General features: G+C 45.9%; 16 protein-coding genes. All 16 read right to left on the reverse strand.

Annotated features, from left to right (window positions below; translation table 11 throughout):
• Nucleotides 1–25 precede the first annotated feature (25 nt).
• Nucleotides 26–1,156: an efflux RND transporter periplasmic adaptor subunit gene (locus K7R10_RS07525; RefSeq protein WP_224484318.1), complete on the reverse strand. Its 1,131-nt coding sequence runs from the start codon at nt 1,154–1,156 to the stop codon at nt 26–28.
• A 46-nt stretch (nt 1,157–1,202) separates the two neighbouring features.
• Entirely contained in the window at nt 1,203–2,471 is a 1,269-nt protein-coding gene (locus K7R10_RS07530; RefSeq protein WP_224484067.1) for an ABC transporter permease, read from the reverse strand.
• 1 nt (nt 2,472) lies between these two features.
• Nucleotides 2,473–3,705, reverse strand: a complete 1,233-nt coding sequence (locus tag K7R10_RS07535) for an ABC transporter permease (protein ID WP_224484068.1) — start codon at nt 3,703–3,705, stop codon at nt 2,473–2,475.
• The gene (locus K7R10_RS07540; RefSeq protein ID WP_224484069.1) at nt 3,698–4,399 is read right to left on the reverse strand and encodes an ABC transporter ATP-binding protein; all 702 of its coding nucleotides are present in this window, start codon (nt 4,397–4,399) and stop codon (nt 3,698–3,700) included. The genes K7R10_RS07535 and K7R10_RS07540 overlap by 8 nt, the downstream gene beginning before the upstream one ends.
• Before the next feature lie 168 nt (nt 4,400–4,567).
• Nucleotides 4,568–4,783: a CAMCR motif-containing small membrane protein gene (locus K7R10_RS07545; protein WP_224484070.1), complete on the reverse strand. Its 216-nt coding sequence runs from the start codon at nt 4,781–4,783 to the stop codon at nt 4,568–4,570.
• Nucleotides 4,784–4,785: 2 nt separating this feature from the next.
• On the reverse strand, nt 4,786–5,316 hold the full coding sequence (locus K7R10_RS07550) for a DUF420 domain-containing protein (protein WP_224484071.1): 531 nt from the start codon (nt 5,314–5,316) through the stop codon (nt 4,786–4,788).
• A gap of 15 nt (nt 5,317–5,331) precedes the next feature.
• Complete coding sequence (locus tag K7R10_RS07555; RefSeq protein ID WP_224484072.1) at nt 5,332–6,012, reverse strand: SCO family protein; 681 nt, start codon at nt 6,010–6,012, stop codon at nt 5,332–5,334.
• A complete protein-coding gene (locus K7R10_RS07560) occupies nt 6,002–6,694 on the reverse strand; it encodes a hypothetical protein (protein ID WP_370631304.1) in 693 nt (230 codons plus the stop codon). Before K7R10_RS07560 ends, K7R10_RS07555 begins: the two co-directional genes overlap by 11 nt.
• A 73-nt stretch (nt 6,695–6,767) precedes the next feature.
• Nucleotides 6,768–7,115 (reverse strand): cytochrome C oxidase subunit IV family protein, encoded by a 348-nt coding sequence (locus tag K7R10_RS07565; protein ID WP_224484073.1) that lies wholly within the window; start codon nt 7,113–7,115, stop codon nt 6,768–6,770.
• A 19-nt stretch (nt 7,116–7,134) separates the two neighbouring features.
• Complete coding sequence (locus K7R10_RS07570; RefSeq protein WP_224484074.1) at nt 7,135–8,115, reverse strand: cytochrome c oxidase subunit 3; 981 nt, start codon at nt 8,113–8,115, stop codon at nt 7,135–7,137.
• Nucleotides 8,116–8,164: 49 nt separating this feature from the next.
• Nucleotides 8,165–8,746: a cytochrome c oxidase subunit 3 gene (locus tag K7R10_RS07575; protein ID WP_224484075.1), complete on the reverse strand. Its 582-nt coding sequence runs from the start codon at nt 8,744–8,746 to the stop codon at nt 8,165–8,167.
• A gap of 2 nt (nt 8,747–8,748) precedes the next feature.
• A complete protein-coding gene (gene cyoE, locus K7R10_RS07580) occupies nt 8,749–9,654 on the reverse strand; it encodes a heme o synthase (RefSeq protein WP_224484076.1) in 906 nt (301 codons plus the stop codon).
• A gap of 180 nt (nt 9,655–9,834) precedes the next feature.
• Nucleotides 9,835–10,545: an energy transducer TonB gene (locus tag K7R10_RS07585; protein ID WP_224484077.1), complete on the reverse strand. Its 711-nt coding sequence runs from the start codon at nt 10,543–10,545 to the stop codon at nt 9,835–9,837.
• A gap of 55 nt (nt 10,546–10,600) precedes the next feature.
• The gene (locus tag K7R10_RS07590; RefSeq protein ID WP_224484078.1) at nt 10,601–10,978 is read right to left on the reverse strand and encodes a VanZ family protein; all 378 of its coding nucleotides are present in this window, start codon (nt 10,976–10,978) and stop codon (nt 10,601–10,603) included.
• Nucleotides 10,971–11,351, reverse strand: coding sequence for a glycine cleavage system protein GcvH (gcvH, locus tag K7R10_RS07595; RefSeq protein ID WP_224484079.1), 381 nt, complete (start codon nt 11,349–11,351; stop codon nt 10,971–10,973). The genes K7R10_RS07590 and gcvH overlap by 8 nt, the downstream gene beginning before the upstream one ends.
• Nucleotides 11,352–11,419: 68 nt before the next feature.
• Complete coding sequence (gene sov, locus K7R10_RS07600; RefSeq protein WP_224484080.1) at nt 11,420–18,478, reverse strand: T9SS outer membrane translocon Sov/SprA; 7,059 nt, start codon at nt 18,476–18,478, stop codon at nt 11,420–11,422.
• Between the last annotated feature and the right edge of the window lie 61 nt (nt 18,479–18,539).

Raw genomic sequence — 18,539 nt, forward strand, 5'->3', positions numbered from 1 at the left:
CTTGTTTCTGATATTAGTCAATTCCTTACGCATCATCTTCGTCTGTATCACGTTTTTCCGGCTCGGTCTTATTCCACACCTTTATTTTATCATTCTCATCTATCCCGGATAATATTTCAACATTGATTCCATCTGAGATACCGATCTCAACATCTCTTCTTTCAAATTCCTGGTCTCCCACCTGTACTTCCACATAGGGTTCGTCTGAATCCTTATCAAACTGCAGTAAGGCTTCTTTAATAGCCAGCACCTGCTCTTTCTTTTCGAGTACCAGGGAAGCATTGGCACTGTAACCGGCTCTTACCTGTATGCTGTCTGCTTCGGCCACGTTCACATCTCCCTTGATGGTAAACTGTACGGCACCCTGCTCTTCCACCCCTTTAGGAGCGATGAATTTCAGATCTGCTTCAAGTTCTTTGTCCTGAACAGCTCCCAGACTAATGGTAAGCGGCATTCCCAGTCTCAGTTTCCCAACTTCAGATTCGTCTACCTGCCCCTCAAAGATCATACGGTTCATGTCTGCGATAGTCGCAACAGTGGTTCCGTCGTTAAAGTTATTCGCCTGGATCACCTGAAAACCTTCTTTAACAGGTATTTCAAGAATGGTCCCCGCAATGGTAGCCCGAATATTGGTATTCGCAGTTGAAGTACCGCCAGCAGAACCTTCCTTTATGATCTGGTAGTCGTTTTTAGCATTCTCGAGCTCTTGCTTTGCCTGATTATAGGTCAGCTGTATGTTCAGGAAATCCTGGTTGGAAACAACGCCCCTGTCAAACAATTTTTTATTACGCTCGAATTCGGTTTGAGCATTCTTCAATGCGAACTCGGCATTACGCACACGTCCGCGGGCACTCACCAGTGCCTGTTCGTTAGGCACCACTTTGATCCTGGCGATCAGGTCACCGGTTTTCACCTTGTCCCCTTCTTCTACCATGATCTTATCGATAATACCTGATATCTGAGGTTTGATAAGAACCTCGTCTTCCGGAATGAGTTTTCCGGTAGCGACGGTTTTATCTTCGATATCGGTTCTGAAAGCCGTCTCGGTCTCATATGTTACGGGTGACTTGGCATTAGATTTCACAAAAAACGCAGCTGCAACCAACGCTCCGATCACCAGCAGTGCAATTCCTATGTACTTTACAATTTTCATCAGTTTTAATTTAGATATTAGTTGATAGTATGACTGTTTAAATAATATGCTATTCTTCTCTCAGGGCATCTATGGGTTTAATGCTCACCGCCCTTTGGGCCGGTATCAGCCCGATGAGCGTCCCGAGTACCACCATGATCAGTAAAGCTCCGATCACGAAAGGTATGGGAACGGTGGGATTCGTATAGGGGAAACCACCGTCTTCCGGGAGGGAGGCATTGATACCCATAAGCACCAGCGCACCCAAAATGATCCCGATAATCCCTGCTACGATAGTCAGGAAAACCGATTCGAGCAATATCTGTGAACGCACCTCCTTCGGAGTGGCGCCCAGGGCCCTTCTGATACCCAGCTCCTTGGTTCTCTCCTTAACCGAGATCAGGAGAATATTCCCGATCGCAATCACCCCGGCAATGATGGTTGCCAGACCAACGATGAGCGACAACAGGTTCAGACCCTTGGCAAAGCCCATGATCCGGCCGAACTGCTCACCGAGATTGAAGGTTCCCACCGCTCTTTCATCATCAGGATGTACCCGGTGAATTCGTTTAACGGTCTGTTTAATCTGGTCTTCCAGGGCAACGATATCGACATTATCGTAGGCAGCGATGGCGAACCATCCCACATTATCTCCCATATTGTATATTTTCCTGAAGGTGCTGAAAGGCATAAAGATCGAGCCGTCATCTTCAAACCCGACGCCTCCCTCATACTTATAAACCCCGATCACCTGGAAAAAAATGTTATTGATACGTATGAACTGACCCACGGCCTCTTCATCCTTACCGAACAACTCTTCCTCTACCCGTTCACCGATGACCACTACCTTGCGTTCATTCCTGATGTCTTCGTCGTTGAGAAAGCGTCCGCCGTCGTAGATCTTCTTTTTTGAAATCTTGTCTACCTCCGGAAAATCACCGTAAACCGAGTAAGCACCCGATTTATCTTTACGAACCACAGTAGGCGGAGCATCACCAAAGACCCCCTTCACGTTTCTCGGGGCTATGAATTCGATCTGCGGATGCTTTTGTTTAAGCTCTTCCACGTCGTTCAACTTCAGGTTGAAGGTACGTCCGATCTTAAATCCTTCATAAGGAATACTGGTTCGCTGTGTCCAGAGAAAGATAGAATTCTTGGCAATATCCTTAAACTCCTTATCAAAGCCGTTATCCATTCCTTTAGCGGCTCCTGAAAGGGCTATATAGACAAATATTCCCCACAGTACCCCTATCACCGTAATTACGGTTCGTATCTTGTTCTTGCTGATAGATCCCCAGATCTCCTGCCATGTATCTTTATCAAATATGAATCTAAACATATCAGTCGTCTCTTAGTGCTACAATTGGTTTGATTTTGGCAGCTCTTCTGGCGGGTACATACCCGGCCACAGCGCCAAAGAAAATCAGGATCAGGGTGGCTCCGATCAGGGTACCTGTTCCCACCGACGGGTTTACAATGAAATAATCTTCAAGGCTGTTACCGATCAGCCGAAGCAGCACGATACCCAGCACTAATCCGATATACCCGGCGATGGTGGTAATAAATATTGACTCCTGTAATACCAGGCCGATCACGTTACCGGGAGTGGCTCCCAGCGCCTTTCTTATTCCTAGCTCCTTGGTACGCTCCTTTACCACGAACACCATGATATTGCTGATACCGATGATACCTGCGATCAGGGTTCCGATCCCTACAAAGATGACCACCAGCTGAATCACATTGGCAAACATCATGTTCTGCTGCACCACATCGGCTATGTTTCTGATGAATATCCCGTTACGGTCATCAGGAGCTACGTTATGCTTATCTCTTAAATAGCGGTTCAGTGATTTATCGAAGGCCATGGCACCGGCATAACCAACCTCGAGTTTGTACCCGATTATTATCTGGTCGATCTTGTCTGTATTCAGTTCGGTGAGCTGCAATGTTGAATACGGTATGTAAATGTAGCGCTCTTCATTATCTCCCCCATCATCCTGAAATACACCCACCACTTTGTAGGCTATACCTCCCAGATCGATGTACTTTCCAAGTGCATCCCCTCCGTTTGGAAATAGGTCTTTCTCAACCAACCTTCCTATCACCACAGATTTAGCCTGGGTCTTCACATCGTTTTCATTGATGTAACGACCTTTCATAATAATGGTCTTTTCATTGAACTGATGTGCAGGCCCCACCCCTCTGGTGGAATAGGTGTTTGACTCTGTACCATATTTGGTAAGGAAACTCCGGTTAATACGAGGGGTTATATAATCAACGTACATGGGGAAATCCTTCTTCAGATCAGCTATGTCGTCGTTGCGAAACTGAACCCGTCTGCCTGCCTTAAAACCCCTGTATGGTTCTGATGTAGTTCCCGCGTATACAAAAAAGGTGTTGGTCGCATCATCTACGAAGAACTCATAGAATGCATTTTTAAGACCATTACCCATTCCGAAGAGAGCGGTAAAGATCAGAATACCCAGTGCAACAGTGAATCCGGAAAGAAAGGTTCGCAGCTTATTCTTTCTGATGGTTTCGAATATTTCCTGCCAGCGGTCTCTGCTAAACATAAGATGAAACCCTTACCTGTTCAACAACTTCATCCCGAACGATCACCCCGTCTTTTAAATGAACGATACGCTTGCACATATGCGCTATATCCTCTTCGTGGGTCACCACCAAAATGGTTTTCCCTTCATCGTTGATCTTTTGAATCAGATCCATCACCTCGTGTGAGGTTTTACTATCAAGGGCTCCTGTTGGCTCATCAGCCAGCAACACTTTGGGCTCGGCTGCCATGGCTCTAGCAATGGCTACCCTTTGTTTTTGTCCTCCGGAAAGCTCACTTGGCAGGTGGTCTGACCATTCTTTCAGTCCGACCGAAGCCAGGTATTTTTCGGCCTTGGTCTTCCGGTCTTTACGGCCAACACGCTGGTAATACAAAGGCAGGGCCACATTCTCCCAGGCCGATTTATAATTGATCAGGTTGAAAGACTGAAAGATGAATCCGAGAAATTTGTTCCGGTAATTCGCGGCCTTGGTTTCTCCCAAATCCTTGATAAGTACTCCATCAAGGGTATATTCACCCTCATCGTAGTTATCAAGCATTCCGAGTATATTCAGGAGGGTGGATTTTCCGGATCCGGAAGACCCCATAATAGCAACCAGCTCTCCTTCCTGCACGCTAAAATTTATGCCCTTCAGAACATGCAGGGAGTTGCTCCCCATTTTGTAGGACTTGTGTAAGTTCTTAATCTCAATCATGATGGTTAGTTTTCTTACCGCATCGAAAACGATACGGCTCTATAAATTCATAAGGCCGTGTAACCGACCTCCATTCATAAGACTAACCAGAAGGGAAAATGTTACCCTTTTAATGTGAAATAATTGTTAAAAGCCGTAAAAGGAAAAGATTCAGCACCGGAAATCCGATTAACGCATCTTTTTATAGATGAAATAACCCAACACTCCTATCAGGATATAAGGCACTGCCATCAGGTATATGATTCCGTTATTTATACCCTCGGCCACCTCCTGATTTTCGCCGCTTTCGAGCACGGCCCGGCACATGGCACATTGAGACCAACCCGGTTCAGGAATGAACAGAAGCAATAATAACAGTAATATGGCGCCCAGTTTCCTATTCATCTTCAGGCGTAATAAGGTGAGATCATAAGGTATACCACCACACCTGTTACAGCCACATACAGCCAAACAGGGAAAGTGATACGTGCGATCTTCCGGTGACGGTCGAAACGCTCTGTAAGGGCTCTCACAAAGGTGATCAACACCAGGGGAATCACTCCAATCGACAGCAGGATATGAGAGATCAGAATGAAGTAATACACATATCTGATGACCCCTTCCCCACCATAAGGTGTGGAGTCTGATGTCATATGATAGGCCACGTACATTACAAGAAAAGCGACCGAGAGACCTATACAGGTCTTCATCAGGTTCTCATGAAGATTGCGGTTACCGTTTTTGATGGCAACAACCGCCACTACCAATAAGACTGCCGTAAGACCATTTATTCCGGCATAGATTGGAGGCAGGAATGTCAGGGGCTCAGCATTGGGGATTTTTACGCCAAAAAGCAAAGCTACAACAACAGGTATAGCGATTGATAAAACCAGGATCCACCTGTTATATTTCTTTTCGGTTACTGCCGGGGAGTTCATCGTTACTTTAGGATTTTATTCGTTGAGTAAGGCTTTGATATCTTTCTTTAATTTGGCTACAGAATCAGGATCTGTCCCGTCATAATACACTATGGGGTTTCCAAACTCGTCTTTTCGCGACCTGATCTTTCCGTTCTTATCAATCAGGGCAAACATACCTGAATGCTCAAAACCACCATCGGCATTAGCGTTAACGCCGGCATACAGGTTAAAACCGGTATTAGACACCGCCATGATATCCTCCAGATCTCCGGTTAGCATATTCCAGTTAGATAATTCAATTCCATAGCGATCGGCGTAATCCCGAAGTACCTCAGGGGTATCGTTGATAGGGTCAATGGTAAAGGAAACGATTCCGAAATCCTCCTCTCCCTTAAAGGCCCTCTGCACTTTGACCATATTATTATTCATCACCGGGCAGATGGTCGGACAAGAAGTAAAAAAGAATTCAGCCACATAGACCTTGTCTTTATAATCTTCATTGGTGATGGTGTCTCCGCTCTGGTTTACAAACTTAAAGTCAGGGGCACTACCGAGGGTTACCAGATCATCGGCCGAAATATCCTTTAAGCCTACCTGGTGACGGTCATCATCGACCACTTCGCCTTTTCCAAGCCTGTCTACGATCTTTGGAATAAAAATAATTCCGAAGATTAGAATGACCAGACCGATCCATATGTATGATTTATTTTTCATCGTTTTGATTTATTTTCAAATAAGCATCACGCTTACTGCTTTCATTTATGTTATTCTTTTTCAAAGCCAGCCTGTATTCGGCAAGGATCACTTTAACGTCATCGACCATTTTATTATTGATCTCGGCCACAGAGGTAGCATCGTATCCTGCCAGCAAACCATGATCTTCGTCCTGAACTCTGCCACGCAATCTGCGTTCCTTATCGATTATAAAAACCCTGTCTGAACCAAGGTCTTCCCCGAGATCATAGGAAGTGTTCAGACTGCTGAAGATTCGTTGAATCTCTGAAGGTTGAACGAATACGAAATTCCAGTTACCTACATCGGCAAGGGGTGCAAGCTCCATTTTTAAAGCGGCAGCTTTATCTTCGGTGCCCTCAGGCAGGACCATCACAAACTGAAAATCCTCGAAGCCATTGAAACGCTTATATATCTTCTGATTCAGATTAAAGGCATTGGTCTTCTTCAGATCGAGGTTTTCACCGAGGAATCCCAGGATGGTAATCTTATTTCCAAGAGCAACCCCTTCATTGCCTTCGAGGGTGGTGTGTTCACCGAGTTCAGCAACCTCTTCAGTAACCACAGGAAGCTTCCCGAAGTTATTCACACCGGAGGCAAAAAAAACATAAGCCACGATAGGTAAAACGAAAAGAACAGCCAGCACCAGGTATTTCTTCATCATAAGCAATTTAGCAGGTACAAAAATAAAAAAAGACGGTTTAATAACCGCCTTCCTTATTGATATTTAGTCTCTTTTAGAAATCCCAGCTTACGAAGCTTTCAGAGTAAACGTCGTAAATATAATTCCCTTCTACCAGAAGAATAAAAGCCAGGTATGGAATCAGAATCAGCAGTGGCAGAACAATCGACCACTTGAAACTTCCCCTCTCACCTTCAAGGTGCATGAAAGACCAGGCGATATAGTAAGCTTTTACAATGGTAAGAATGATGAATATCCAGTTCAATATCTTCATTCCAAGAACCGATGCCATCAGTGATTCCGGCTTTATGATTCCCAGGATCACCTCTACGATGGTTACAACCGAGAGAATTCCGAATACGATCCAGATTCTTTTTGTATTTGATTCGTGTGCGTGTGCCATTTTATTGTGCTATTATTTTTTAAACAAGATAGAAGAATGTAAATACGAATACCCACACAAGGTCAACGAAGTGCCAGTACAAACCTACTTTCTCAACCATTTCATAATTCTTTCTGCGGTCGTAGGTACCGAGGATCACATTAAAGAAAATGATCACATTGATAACCACTCCTGAGAATACGTGAAATCCGTGAAAACCGGTAATAAAGAAAAAGAAATCGGCAAACAGACGGTTTCCGTATTCATTACGAACAAGGTTAGCACCTTCTACCACGTGCACTGCACTTTCCAGTCTTTCTGCGGTCTCTTCTCTTGACAGCATGATCTTCTCTCCATCTTCATTGAGCTTTTCAGCACGTCCGACAACATTCTCATTTGCCATAAAACCGGCTTTGATCTCGTTAACGGTATAGCTGGGCAGTCCTTCTCCGCTTTGATACCAAACTCCGTTACGCTCGAGGTGTACCACACGCTCATCTTCTATTGGCTGGGCAAATTCATCCAGAGCGATACGCTTACCTGTTTGAGCATCGACAAATTGAAGTATACGACCTGATCGCAGTTCAACTGCACCATAATCACCTCTGATAAAGGTCGCCCACTCCCAGGCCTGAGAGCCAACGAATACCAGACCACCGATGATGGTAAAAAGCATATACCAAGCTACCTTTTTCTGTTTCATCTGATGTCCTGCATCAACGGCAAGTACCATGGTCACCGATGAAAATATCAGGATGAAGGTCATCAGGGCCACATAGTACATCGGTGCTTCCACACCGTGCAGAAACGGGAAGTGAGTAAACACTTCATCTGCAATTGGCCATGAATCGATAAACTTATAGCGTGAAAAGCCGTAAGCAACCAAAAACCCGGAAAAGGTCAAGGCATCAGATACGATGAAGAACCACATCATCATCTTACCATAGCTTGCTCCTAAAGGCTGATTACCTCCGCCCCACACGTTCTCTTCTTCTGTCTGTGTATTAACAGTAGCTTCCATATATGTTAATTAGTCAATTTTAAAAAAGTGCTCAAATTTACGGTTTTTTTTATCTAAAGAAATAGAAAAAGACGATCAAATAAAGCCACAGAAAGTCCAGAAAATGCCAGAACATCGCACCAAGCTCAAAACCAAGGGTTTGTCCGTTGGCATATTTACCCCTGTACTGGTTGAACAACATGACGGCAAGCACCACCATTCCAGCGATCACGTGCACCACATGAGAAAACACGATAGCATATAGAAAGGAAGTGGTTATGGTACTTTCTTCCCCGGTAAAATAGTAACCATCTGCAACGATCTGAGAGAACCCCATGAATTGCAATATAATAAAAGTGATTCCCAGGGTAAAACCTCCGAGCAATAATAAAGTTGCAAGACCCGACTCCTGGTTTTTTGAGCTTCTCAGAGACAGATGCACCAAAAGACTGCTAAGTAATATGGCTGCCGTACTCCAGAAAAATGCGGTCGGAATCTGAAAGTCGATCAGCCAGTCAGGCCGGGATTTACTCACGACGTACGCGCTGGTAAGCCCTGCGAACATCATCGCTATACTGATCATCCCGAACCACAACATCATCTTTTTGGCACGGGCGGTCTTTTCATTAATTGAACCTTGTGTTAAATCCATTCTTAGTGTAAAAATTTATCTGCAACGTAAACGATCTGCATCAGGGTGATATAAGTTACGCTGGCCAGCATAAGAGCGCGGGCCGAACGATTGTCTCTTTTGTGATAAAGGCGGAAGGCATAGAAAAGCATACCAAGACCAAGCATCAGGATCAAAATAGCAGCTGGAACCGACAGCGTTAACTGACCGGTAAGTCCTGTCACCGGAAAAACCGATGCAATGATCATCCAGAAAGTATACATGATGATCTGAAGGGCCGTGGCCTTATCCTTACTCCCGGTGGGTAGCATTTTAAAGCCTGCTCTTTTGTAATCTTCATCAAGCACCCAGCCTATAGCCCAGAAATGGGGGAATTGCCAGAAAAACTGAATCATAAACAGTGTTCCAGGTTCAATCCCGAAATCATTGGTAGCCGCCACCCATCCCAGCATAAAAGGTATGGCTCCGGGAAAGGCTCCTACGAATACGGCAAGCGGGGTTTTTGTTTTAAGTGGCGTATATACACAGGTGTACAAAAAGATGGATATCGCTCCGAACATAGCCGTTTTCGGGTTAACCACATACAGGGAGATCACGCCCAGCAGGGTGAATACTATAGCGATGGTCATTGCCGTAGCAGGGGCCATTCTTCCGGAAGGAACCGGACGGTTCCTCGTTCGCTTCATAAGAGCATCCAGATCCTTCTCGATTACCTGGTTGAAAGCATTAGAAGCACCTACCATAAAATACCCTCCAAATGCAAGAAGAAGCAAAGATTGCAGGTTAATGGTATCTGCTCCGAGTAAATAACCGGCTACAGACGAAAAAACAACACTGAAAGCCAGTCCGACCTTAGTGATCTGCTTGAAATCATCAATGATCAGTGGAAGTGCGTATGTTTTGGAGGCAGTATTCAATGCGGTTTTCATCTAACGCTTAAAATTGGGGTGCAAAGATAACGTACAAATGCTTTTTATGCAATCATTTAGCTTTTTTAACCTTTTACTGCAGCCTGCAGCCTTGGTAGCGTCTTTTTTAAGTCGAACGCTACGAACCAAAACGAAAAAATCCCGGCTAATGCCGGGATTTAAATATCTATTATGGTCTTCTTAATTCAGCTTAAATACGATAGGATAAGCGAAGGTTACCGGTGTAGGTCTACCCCTTTGCTTTCCTGGGATCAGTTTAGGAAGGCTGTTAATGATTCTTCGGGCTTCCTGATCCAGGCTCTTATCGGGAGCACGTGTATTCAGAATAGTAATGGTACCGTCTTTATTAATACGGAAGTTTACGTATACCCTTCCCTGGATTCCCATCTCCTGGGCCATTTCCGGGTAACGGAAAGTCTTACGAACGTGCTTATCAAGATTTTCCTTGAAACATGCGAATTGCTGATTTTTTGGAACTCCTTCACAGGCAGGGAACATCGGCTTGTCTTCAATAACTGTAAACGGAACGTCAACATCAACTACCTCTTCCACTTCTTCGATCTCTTCAACTTCCACGATCTCTTCTTCCTGGTCGGTTTCAGTAGACTCGATAATAGTCTCCTCTACTTCCTCCTCATCTTCAACTACCTCGATTACCTCGGGTGCTGCAGGTGGCGGTGGTGGTGGCGGAGTTTTCATCTGTTCCGTGATCGGAACTTCTTCTTCCAACTCATCGTCAACATTCATTGTATATTCAAAAACCTCTTCTTCATCATAGGTTTTCCAGTCGATTGCAAGCCACGTTAAGCCTAATACAAGAGCCAATCCGATCGCGAAATAGAGACTGCTATTTCTGGTGAGATCAGCTTTTGGATTTTTCTTCGGTTCCATAATAATTCGATTTGATGTCGCTAATTTAACTATTTATTTGCATTCCTTGCAACTATCACCGGTCATTTTCCGGAGCAGTTTGCATTAAAAACAACTTTATCAACACGATAGCCGCTAAAATTCCTGTGAGATTGGCCAGCATGTCGTACCATTCAAATGCTCTTTGAAAAGGCATCACATATTGCAATACCTCAATAATCATTCCATATGCCAGTAATCCGACACTTATTTTAAAGAGCAAAGAATCTGTAAGTTTTTTTCGAAAATGATAGGCAAAAAACAGGGTGTTCATAAAATAAAACAAGACATGCACGATCTTGTCTGCATGACTCACCTGTATGTCTACCGAATCGCTCATCGGCATCAGGCTGGCAACAGCAATAAAGATTAACCAACCCAGAGCAAGAAATAAAAAGAAATTCTTCTTAAGCACCCACAACTTCCTTATAAGCTTCAGCGCTTAAAAGATCTTCGATCTCCGATTCATCAGAAATTCTGATCTTGATCATCCAGCCTTCGCCGTAGGGATCTGCATTTACCTTTTCAGGCTCTTCCTCCAACGATTCATTGAACTCAATAATTTCACCGGTTAGTGGCAGGAACAGGTCTGATACGGTCTTAACGGCTTCTACAGTTCCGAAGACCTCTTCTCTTTCAAGACTTTCGTCTACTGTTTCCACCTCAACGTATACGATATCACCCAATTCGCCTTGAGCAAAATCAGTGATCCCAACGGTGGCTATATCTCCTTCAATCTTCACCCATTCGTGATCTTTGGTATATTTAAGATCGGCTGGAATATTCATATTCTTACTGTATTTGAATTATTTGCACAAATGTAACCCAATTGTACATTTTTCAAAAGCAAAAGGCTCTAATTTCCGAAATTGTATCTAAGCGTAAACCCTGATCTGATGGTGGTTTGAGGAAAGGCTGTAGAGACCTTGAACCGCGAAAAGGTGTGGTCATAAAAGAAGAGTGTGGTCAGGTTCTTGGTCAGTGCCCAGTCTGCCGTAAACTTCAGCGCCCAGATATCCTGACCTGCCGTTACCTGGTTGGTATTGATATCGAGGTTACGTATAATGGTGATGTTGTCTCTCAGCGAGAGATCGGCTTTCAGGTTCAGATCTCCCCTTAGTATGGTCTGTTTCCCAGCGAACCTGGTAGGAAGCTTAAGATCGGCAATTCGGTATCCCAAACCTACCACATACTCATTACCTGAGACTTCGGTAAGCAGGTTATTATCAAAACTCAGCGAAAGAGCACGGTCTTTGCGCAACTCTGCCTGCATATTTATGGAATTCTTCATCTCGAAGTCAACCCTGACCAGCGGATTAAATTGCTCGACCAGGGTCGCGTTGGTATACAGCAAAGGATTTTTAAGGTTACCTGACTGATCAAAACTACCGCCCTCATCAAACTCCAGATTGGTTCTGAAATTATTGATACTGTAGCTGGAACGGTAAGCATGGGTCAGGGAGAATCTGCGAAACTTTTCTTCGAACCATTTGAGACGCATGAGGCCGGTGTATTTCATCGTCCAGTTAGGTATCGGGGTATCCCTGAATGCCCTCAGACTTACACTTTGAGCATCCTGCCCTGTATAGGCTGCTATAAAGGCGGGTAACAAGACCGCCTGATTCGTCGGACCATACCCTTCGGGGTATTCAGTGGCCTGCGGATCGACGGGTACGTTTGCCAGCCGTTGGGCGATCACGATACGGTTTTGACTGAACTCTTCAAAGGTTTCTGAAAAATCCAATCCCGAATCAGTAAAAGCGGTGGGAAGCATAAAAGACGAAATGGAAAAATCTCCGAAGCGGTTCTCGATTAGCGGATTGTAATCGAGCAAGCCGTCACCGTCGGTATCTGTCACACTGTAATTCTCGGTATAATTTTCTGAATATTGCCTGTCGGCCACCACATCTATAGTCAGATCTGCTATTGGTTCAACACTGGCCGCTATGTTCAGCTGGGTAGCCTCACGCTCCATATACTGTTGGTTGAACTCGGGAAAGGTTGTAAGCCATCCGCGTCTTGCCGCTTCGAATCGCACATCTGCCTGGCTTCCGAAAACAAAGCCCCACGAAGGTCTCGCAGTACCTATAAAACCAATTGACTCGGTATAACCCGGGAGCATTTTACCCGAATTCATCGTATAGGTAAGGTTGATGCGTTTAACCATGGTAACCAAATCGATCACCCCGTTATAAAAGCCATTCTTATCGGCAGCTTCGGGTTTTGTTTCCTGTGGGGCGTTGGCATTGGCCACCGGCAGAGCTCCTCTTGATTGTCTGCGCCCGCTGCCACTACTGCGCCCGTCTTTACGCACCAGCCCAAGGTAACGATAAAGGCGGTCCATGCCCAGTGAGGCATTAAAATCGTGGGTACTGGCATTCTGAACGGTATTCAGGTTCTCTCCCGACACCTCTCTCAACACTTCACTACCCCGTTGCCAGTCAAAATTCGAGGTATAACCATAGGTCGCATTTATGAATTCAAGGAATGGGATCTTATCGATCGGGATATCATAGTTCAACTGTAATTGCTGAGCATGACGGTTCGGCTCACCAATGTTCCAGAAATCGTCGTACAGCCCAAGCTCTGTATTCACCTCCTGCTCCCCATCTTCATTGTCCAACAGGTAATTTCGCACGATGAAGTTATTGGCAGCGGTGAAATTGAACTGAAGTGATTTGGTCAGGTTGTAGTTCACTGCGTATTGCCAGTCAAACATATAGTTGCGTTGCTGCAATTCAGGGAGCCCCAGCAGATCGGCATCACCTCCCACATTAAGCACCTCCCTGAAGGTTTGCTTATTCAGGGTTCTTGAAATGTTCGAATTTACCGATATCGTAGTAGGCAGCAGATTAAAATTAAAGTCCTTCAGCCATTTCCAGTATGCACCCCGCAGCAGGGAATCGGCATTCTTCAGAGGCACCACCTCAGCGGGCTGGAAGTTATAAGTATATACAAAACCGGTTTTCACATTCTCGTCCTGCAGCTTGGCGATCTCGAAATCACGATGTTCCACCCGGTTGTAGGCATAATTAAAAGTGAAGTTCGAAATATCAAAAAAGTTCGGAATCTCCTCTTCGCTTCTGTTTCTTCTCACTCCGATCAGGTTCACGCTTCTTCGCTTGGTGTAATCTTCAGCCTGTCTTCTGATCTGCTCCCGTTCTGCGACGGTTGCAGCTGCATCAAGGCGATCTTCCAGCTTCAGGTCCTGGTAAAGCGGATCGAATTCAGGGGTGATTAATTCTTCAGAAACGCTGTAATTGAGCGGCAATTGCAGACCCCATTTATTAGGAAATAACTGCCCCAGGTTCACATTGGTATTTACCGCATAGCGCACCGCATCTTCCCGGCTGCGCTCATTCGGCATTTCTTCAAGACTCCCGAAGCCGGAAGTACTCATATTTCCGGTGGCTGAAACATTCGCAAAATCAGCCATATTAGCATCCAGTGCAGCTACGGCAGCCCAGCCTCCCTGGTTATCGAGCTCTGCCAGACGCAATTCGTTGAACCAAACCTCCCCGCAGACCGTTTGACCGATCGCAGTGTTAGGGTTCTTGACTCCTACCATAACGGCCCTGATATTACCCAAACTCGGATTCCCCTTTACACCCACTCTCTGCTCCCCCAGTTCACGGGGAGCAAACTCAGCAACAGGGTTACCGTCTTCATCAAAAAAATTGAGATCCTGCAGGTTGCCGTTAGCTATCCCCTGTGATTTGATCACCGACAGCAACGAGAGCGGCAGATCGATATTGTTGACCGAAGGCCAGATGGTTCCCGGGTCTCCGGCCCCCGCAGGGGTCACCTTCAGCGGAACTTCGACCTGATAGAAATTCTCACTGAAATCGGTACCAAAACGAACGAAGGCCACCAGCTCACCGTCTGAAAGCGGTTGATTGTTATACTGCTCTGCATGAAGGAACATCTTCAGACGTTTATATTGCCTGATATCGATATTCACATTCTTAAATACAGCCCGTGAATCTTCCGGTTCCAGGTTACAAACGGCAAATGAAAGGGATTGCTCATTCTGTCTTACGATGGTGTTATTGTTGTTCAGCTGCTCCCTGAAAACTCCGGGAGGAAGCACGTAAGGGATGGGCTCTCTCTGTTCGTTTTCCAGAATATTCACCGTATTCACATCGACAAAGGTCATATCATCCTGAGGGTCGGGATCATCCTCGAACTGCAGACTTCTGGTATAATTACGCCAGTCACCCCTGACCAGATCCAGGGTACCGAATCTCAGGGTAACCGGATCGGTGAAGCCTGTCAGGAACATTCTCATATAACTGATCGAACGAATGTCTGAGATTCCGCCATAGGCCTGATCAAAATCTGTGATCGGCACCTTAAACTGTATCCATCTTACCTGGTACTGGTCGTTGTTAGGCGTCTCTACATCTATCAATCTGACATCAGTTACGTATTCATCGTCGCGCTGAATGCCCGGCCTGATAGGTATACGATACTCATAATAGCTGTCGATGGTATTCATGGTCAGGTCACGGTTCACATCTTCAACGTCGGGCAGTGTGGTTGCACCCCGGTTGGTATCGGTTACTGCTACCGGAGAATTTCCCTGGGGGTTGTTATAGTTCAGGTATCTCCGTTGAATATCCCCGTCAACATTGAGATAAAATTCATAATTATCAAGGGCCGGATCGGGACCGGGGTTGTTATAGAAAGCGCCTTCCTCATCATCTAAAATCCCGTCGTATCCGGCATCCTGAATGATACGGTTCGAAGTATCGGCATTAAAAGCATATACCAGAGACTGGGTAGATGGCACCTGCCCGAAATTGGTGGTGGTCACCAGGGAGGGGTCCGGCCCGGCCGGAAGTCCGTTCTCATATTGCTTTCGCCCGTCTTTTAATATATCCTCATTGATATTCCCCAGATTAAACACGAGTTCCCCGCCTTGTCCGGGCAACTGTCCGTCCTGATAATAAGGGTCAAGCACCCAGAACTGAATATACTCAACATTGGCCTGCTCAAAATTCGTACTGCTCACCGATCGTGTGATACCCGCCCACCGATCCTGGGCCGTCAGGTTCTCGAAGGTCTGGTTGGCATTATAGGGCCCTTTAATATTCGGGTAATAAGCGATATCAAGTGTCGGCTGCACCAGGGTCTGTCCCTGAGGCACATCCTGCTGAGGGAAGATCTCATCGATAAAAATACGACGGGTCTGGTTAAACGAAATATCATCATTGGTAATGCCTGCCGGCCGCTGGGAGCTATAAAAGATGGGGTCGATGGTATACCATGAAAGCTTCGCCCTCTTTCCTCCCGAGGCAAGGTTGTCGTTCTCGATCTCACCGCCATAACCCAGAGGAGCACTGGCAAGGCTCCATGCTAAAGCCGAACGGATATCGATAAAAGCCTGGGCTCCCTCAAAATCATCGAGGTATGAGGTCGTCTCTCCCTCGAAATCAGCATTGGCGGGAGACCCCGGTATCAGGTAGGCAAAATCTCCCCTGAGGGAAAGATTAGAAGGGGCGTCTGTATCTATATTTGGCAATTTGTTAGCCAATCGGGTTAAAAATGGCACTTCGGTGGAGAAGTTTCCGTTCAGTCCGACTATGGTATTGTTTACAGGCTCCACCCCGAAATTCGCCTTTTGAGTAAGCGGCCTTTCATTCAGGTTTAGGTAGGTCGCTCCAAGGGTGAGCTTTTCATTGAACATATGCTCAATATTCAAACCGGTGAAGCGACGGGTCTGCTGCCCGAATACGGCATTGTTTTCCACAGAGACCTCGATTGGAACATTCGATGCGCGAAGGCCCTCATCCAGTATCTGCACTGTACCTGCCTGGTAATTTACGGTATAGTCTATGCCTTCCTGCAGCACCCGGCCACCGGCAGTCACCCTTACCGATCCGCGCGGCACATTAAATGCTCCCAGAGGAATTCCTCCGCTGCCTTCGGCTTTGTATCGTCCTTTCAGCAGGAACTTGTTCTTTTCAGGCTCTTCCAGAGAAGCCGCTTTGGTAAGCTTATAGAGATCTCTGAAAACATATTGAGCCTGGTTGTCATTCGATGGAGAATAGTTCGGGTCATCGTAGTTGCCTCCGCCTCCGAGCAATTCGTAGAGATATTCCCCGAAGGGCTCGACCTTGGTAAAGATAATTCTGCCGTTCTGGGTATCTACAGTAATTCCGGGTAAAAAGTCAAAGAAACCGTCGCCCCCGCTTTGCGGGTCGTTATAGACGTTCAGGCGATCAAAATTGAACACATCGAGCAGGATACGGTCTTCAAGACCCTGGGGCCAAGTATCTGAATCGACCGGTGAGATATAATTCACCGGTGAGGGATCGGTATAAAGAATGTTCATCCGGAAGTCTTCCTGAGACAACTGAAAAGCCCCGGTAGAATAGATATTCTTCATCATCAGGTCCCAGATCGGATCACTCACATTGGTGATATTACTTTTTAGCATCTTTACGATCAACGCCTGCGGATTCACCTGGGTTACCACCCCGTTATTCTCTTCGAAACTGGTGGCATTTACCCCGTCGTTGGCAAATTCCCCGACCTGGTAGACCTGTCCGTTGAACGTATACTGGTATGCCACCCCGAGCACCTCATCATTACTCAGCCGCTGGTTAAGTGAAATATATCCAAGCTGGGTATCCAGCTGGTAATCTCTTCCCTGCTCCAGCTTTCTGGCATTCTCGAGTATGGCAAAATCGAAGCCCTGGTTAACATTATAGCCCGGTACATTAAAACCCTGTTTTGCGGTGGCAATATCCCGTACAGCAGCGTTCAGGGCTGAGCCTGCACCACCCAGGTTAAAAGGATCGTAGGCATTGGCGGCGTTTCTGGGAAGGTTGTTGCCGGCATTAAAGAATCCTGCAGGTGCATTCTGATCAATGCGGGTGTTTTCAGGTACAGCCTCTCCCAAATCCTGCACTGCTACAATGTTACGAACGTTCTGGGTGCGTTGTGAGCGGTTGGTCACCCACACCTCGATACGGGTCACCTGAACCTGGCTTCTTATAAACGGATAATTCTCAAGGGCCTGATTGTACTTGCTTCTGAAGAACTGCGAGAGGAAAAAGTGCCTGTCTTCATCATAATCAAGTGCCAGAATCTCAAATTCGTTGACCGTTCCTCCGCCCTGAGCTGTCACGCTTCTGCTTTGAGACCGCTGCTCTGAGAATACCCCGGTCACCCGGGTACGCCCGAATTGTAATTCTGTCTTAACCCCGAAGAGGCTCTGGGCTCCGCTTATAAGAGAACTGTTGATGGGCATGCTCACATTACCGATCTCTATCTTCTGTAAGATATCATCTTCTGTAGGGGTGTATTCGATCTTGATCAGGTTCTGAAAATCGAAGGTGGCTTCTGTATCGTAATTCGCATTAATGGTCAGTCTTTCCCCTACTTTACCCAGCAAACTCAAACTGATTCGCTGATCGAAATCGAAGGAAACATTGTTCCTGTTACGCGGAGAGAGAGCAGGGTTATCATTCTTCTGGTAGCGCACCCCCAGATCCATGGCTACCGAACCCTGTGGGATCACTTCAATGGTATTCCCACCAAATACACTCTCGAAAAAATCAGAATTGACATAGAAACTGGGAAGCAGGTTCTTCTGAGCTTCCTCGCTGGGCGCTTTCCCGGTAACAGCGTCGATCTTTTCTTTGAAATAATCGCGCATCTGTTCCTTCAGCACCAGCTTTTCGTATTCTTCGGGGGTAAGTATGAGCGGATATTTAATATCGTATTCGCCTACAGATTCTGTATAGATGTACCGGTCAAGTACCGGGTCATAGGTATATTTTGAAGTAATACTCTGAGGATCCTTCAACCGGATCTTTCCAAGATCATAACCTGTTTGTGTACTGTCTTGTTCCTGCTCACCCTCTTCCTGCGCATGCAATCCGGAAACCGAAAAAATTAACACCATCACCAGACATAGCTGTGACAGGTATTTAATCGATTTAGGGCTGAAAGATGGCTTCAAAAGT

Source organism: Robertkochia aurantiaca, assembly GCF_020166495.1.
GTDB lineage: Bacteria > Bacteroidota > Bacteroidia > Flavobacteriales > Flavobacteriaceae > Robertkochia > Robertkochia aurantiaca.

Excerpts from the sequence above, each read along its gene's own strand:
- K7R10_RS07530 (WP_224484067.1), bottom strand. The coding sequence starts at position 2,471 with ATGTTTAGATTCATATTTGATAAAGATACATGGCAGGAGATCTGGGGA.
- K7R10_RS07535 (WP_224484068.1), bottom strand. The coding sequence starts at position 3,705 with ATGTTTAGCAGAGACCGCTGGCAGGAAATATTCGAAACCATCAGAAAG.
- K7R10_RS07540 (WP_224484069.1), bottom strand. The coding sequence starts at position 4,399 with ATGATTGAGATTAAGAACTTACACAAGTCCTACAAAATGGGGAGCAAC.
- K7R10_RS07545 (WP_224484070.1), bottom strand. The coding sequence starts at position 4,783 with ATGAATAGGAAACTGGGCGCCATATTACTGTTATTATTGCTTCTGTTC.
- K7R10_RS07550 (WP_224484071.1), bottom strand. The coding sequence starts at position 5,316 with ATGAACTCCCCGGCAGTAACCGAAAAGAAATATAACAGGTGGATCCTG.
- K7R10_RS07555 (WP_224484072.1), bottom strand. The coding sequence starts at position 6,012 with ATGAAAAATAAATCATACATATGGATCGGTCTGGTCATTCTAATCTTC.
- K7R10_RS07560 (WP_370631304.1), bottom strand. The coding sequence starts at position 6,694 with ATGATGAAGAAATACCTGGTGCTGGCTGTTCTTTTCGTTTTACCTATC.
- K7R10_RS07565 (WP_224484073.1), bottom strand. The coding sequence starts at position 7,115 with ATGGCACACGCACACGAATCAAATACAAAAAGAATCTGGATCGTATTC.
- K7R10_RS07570 (WP_224484074.1), bottom strand. The coding sequence starts at position 8,115 with ATGGAAGCTACTGTTAATACACAGACAGAAGAAGAGAACGTGTGGGGC.
- K7R10_RS07575 (WP_224484075.1), bottom strand. The coding sequence starts at position 8,746 with ATGGATTTAACACAAGGTTCAATTAATGAAAAGACCGCCCGTGCCAAA.
- cyoE (WP_224484076.1), bottom strand. The coding sequence starts at position 9,654 with ATGAAAACCGCATTGAATACTGCCTCCAAAACATACGCACTTCCACTG.
- K7R10_RS07585 (WP_224484077.1), bottom strand. The coding sequence starts at position 10,545 with ATGGAACCGAAGAAAAATCCAAAAGCTGATCTCACCAGAAATAGCAGT.
- gcvH (WP_224484079.1), bottom strand. The coding sequence starts at position 11,351 with ATGAATATTCCAGCCGATCTTAAATATACCAAAGATCACGAATGGGTG.
- sov (WP_224484080.1), bottom strand. The coding sequence starts at position 18,478 with ATGGTGTTAATTTTTTCGGTTTCCGGATTGCATGCGCAGGAAGAGGGT.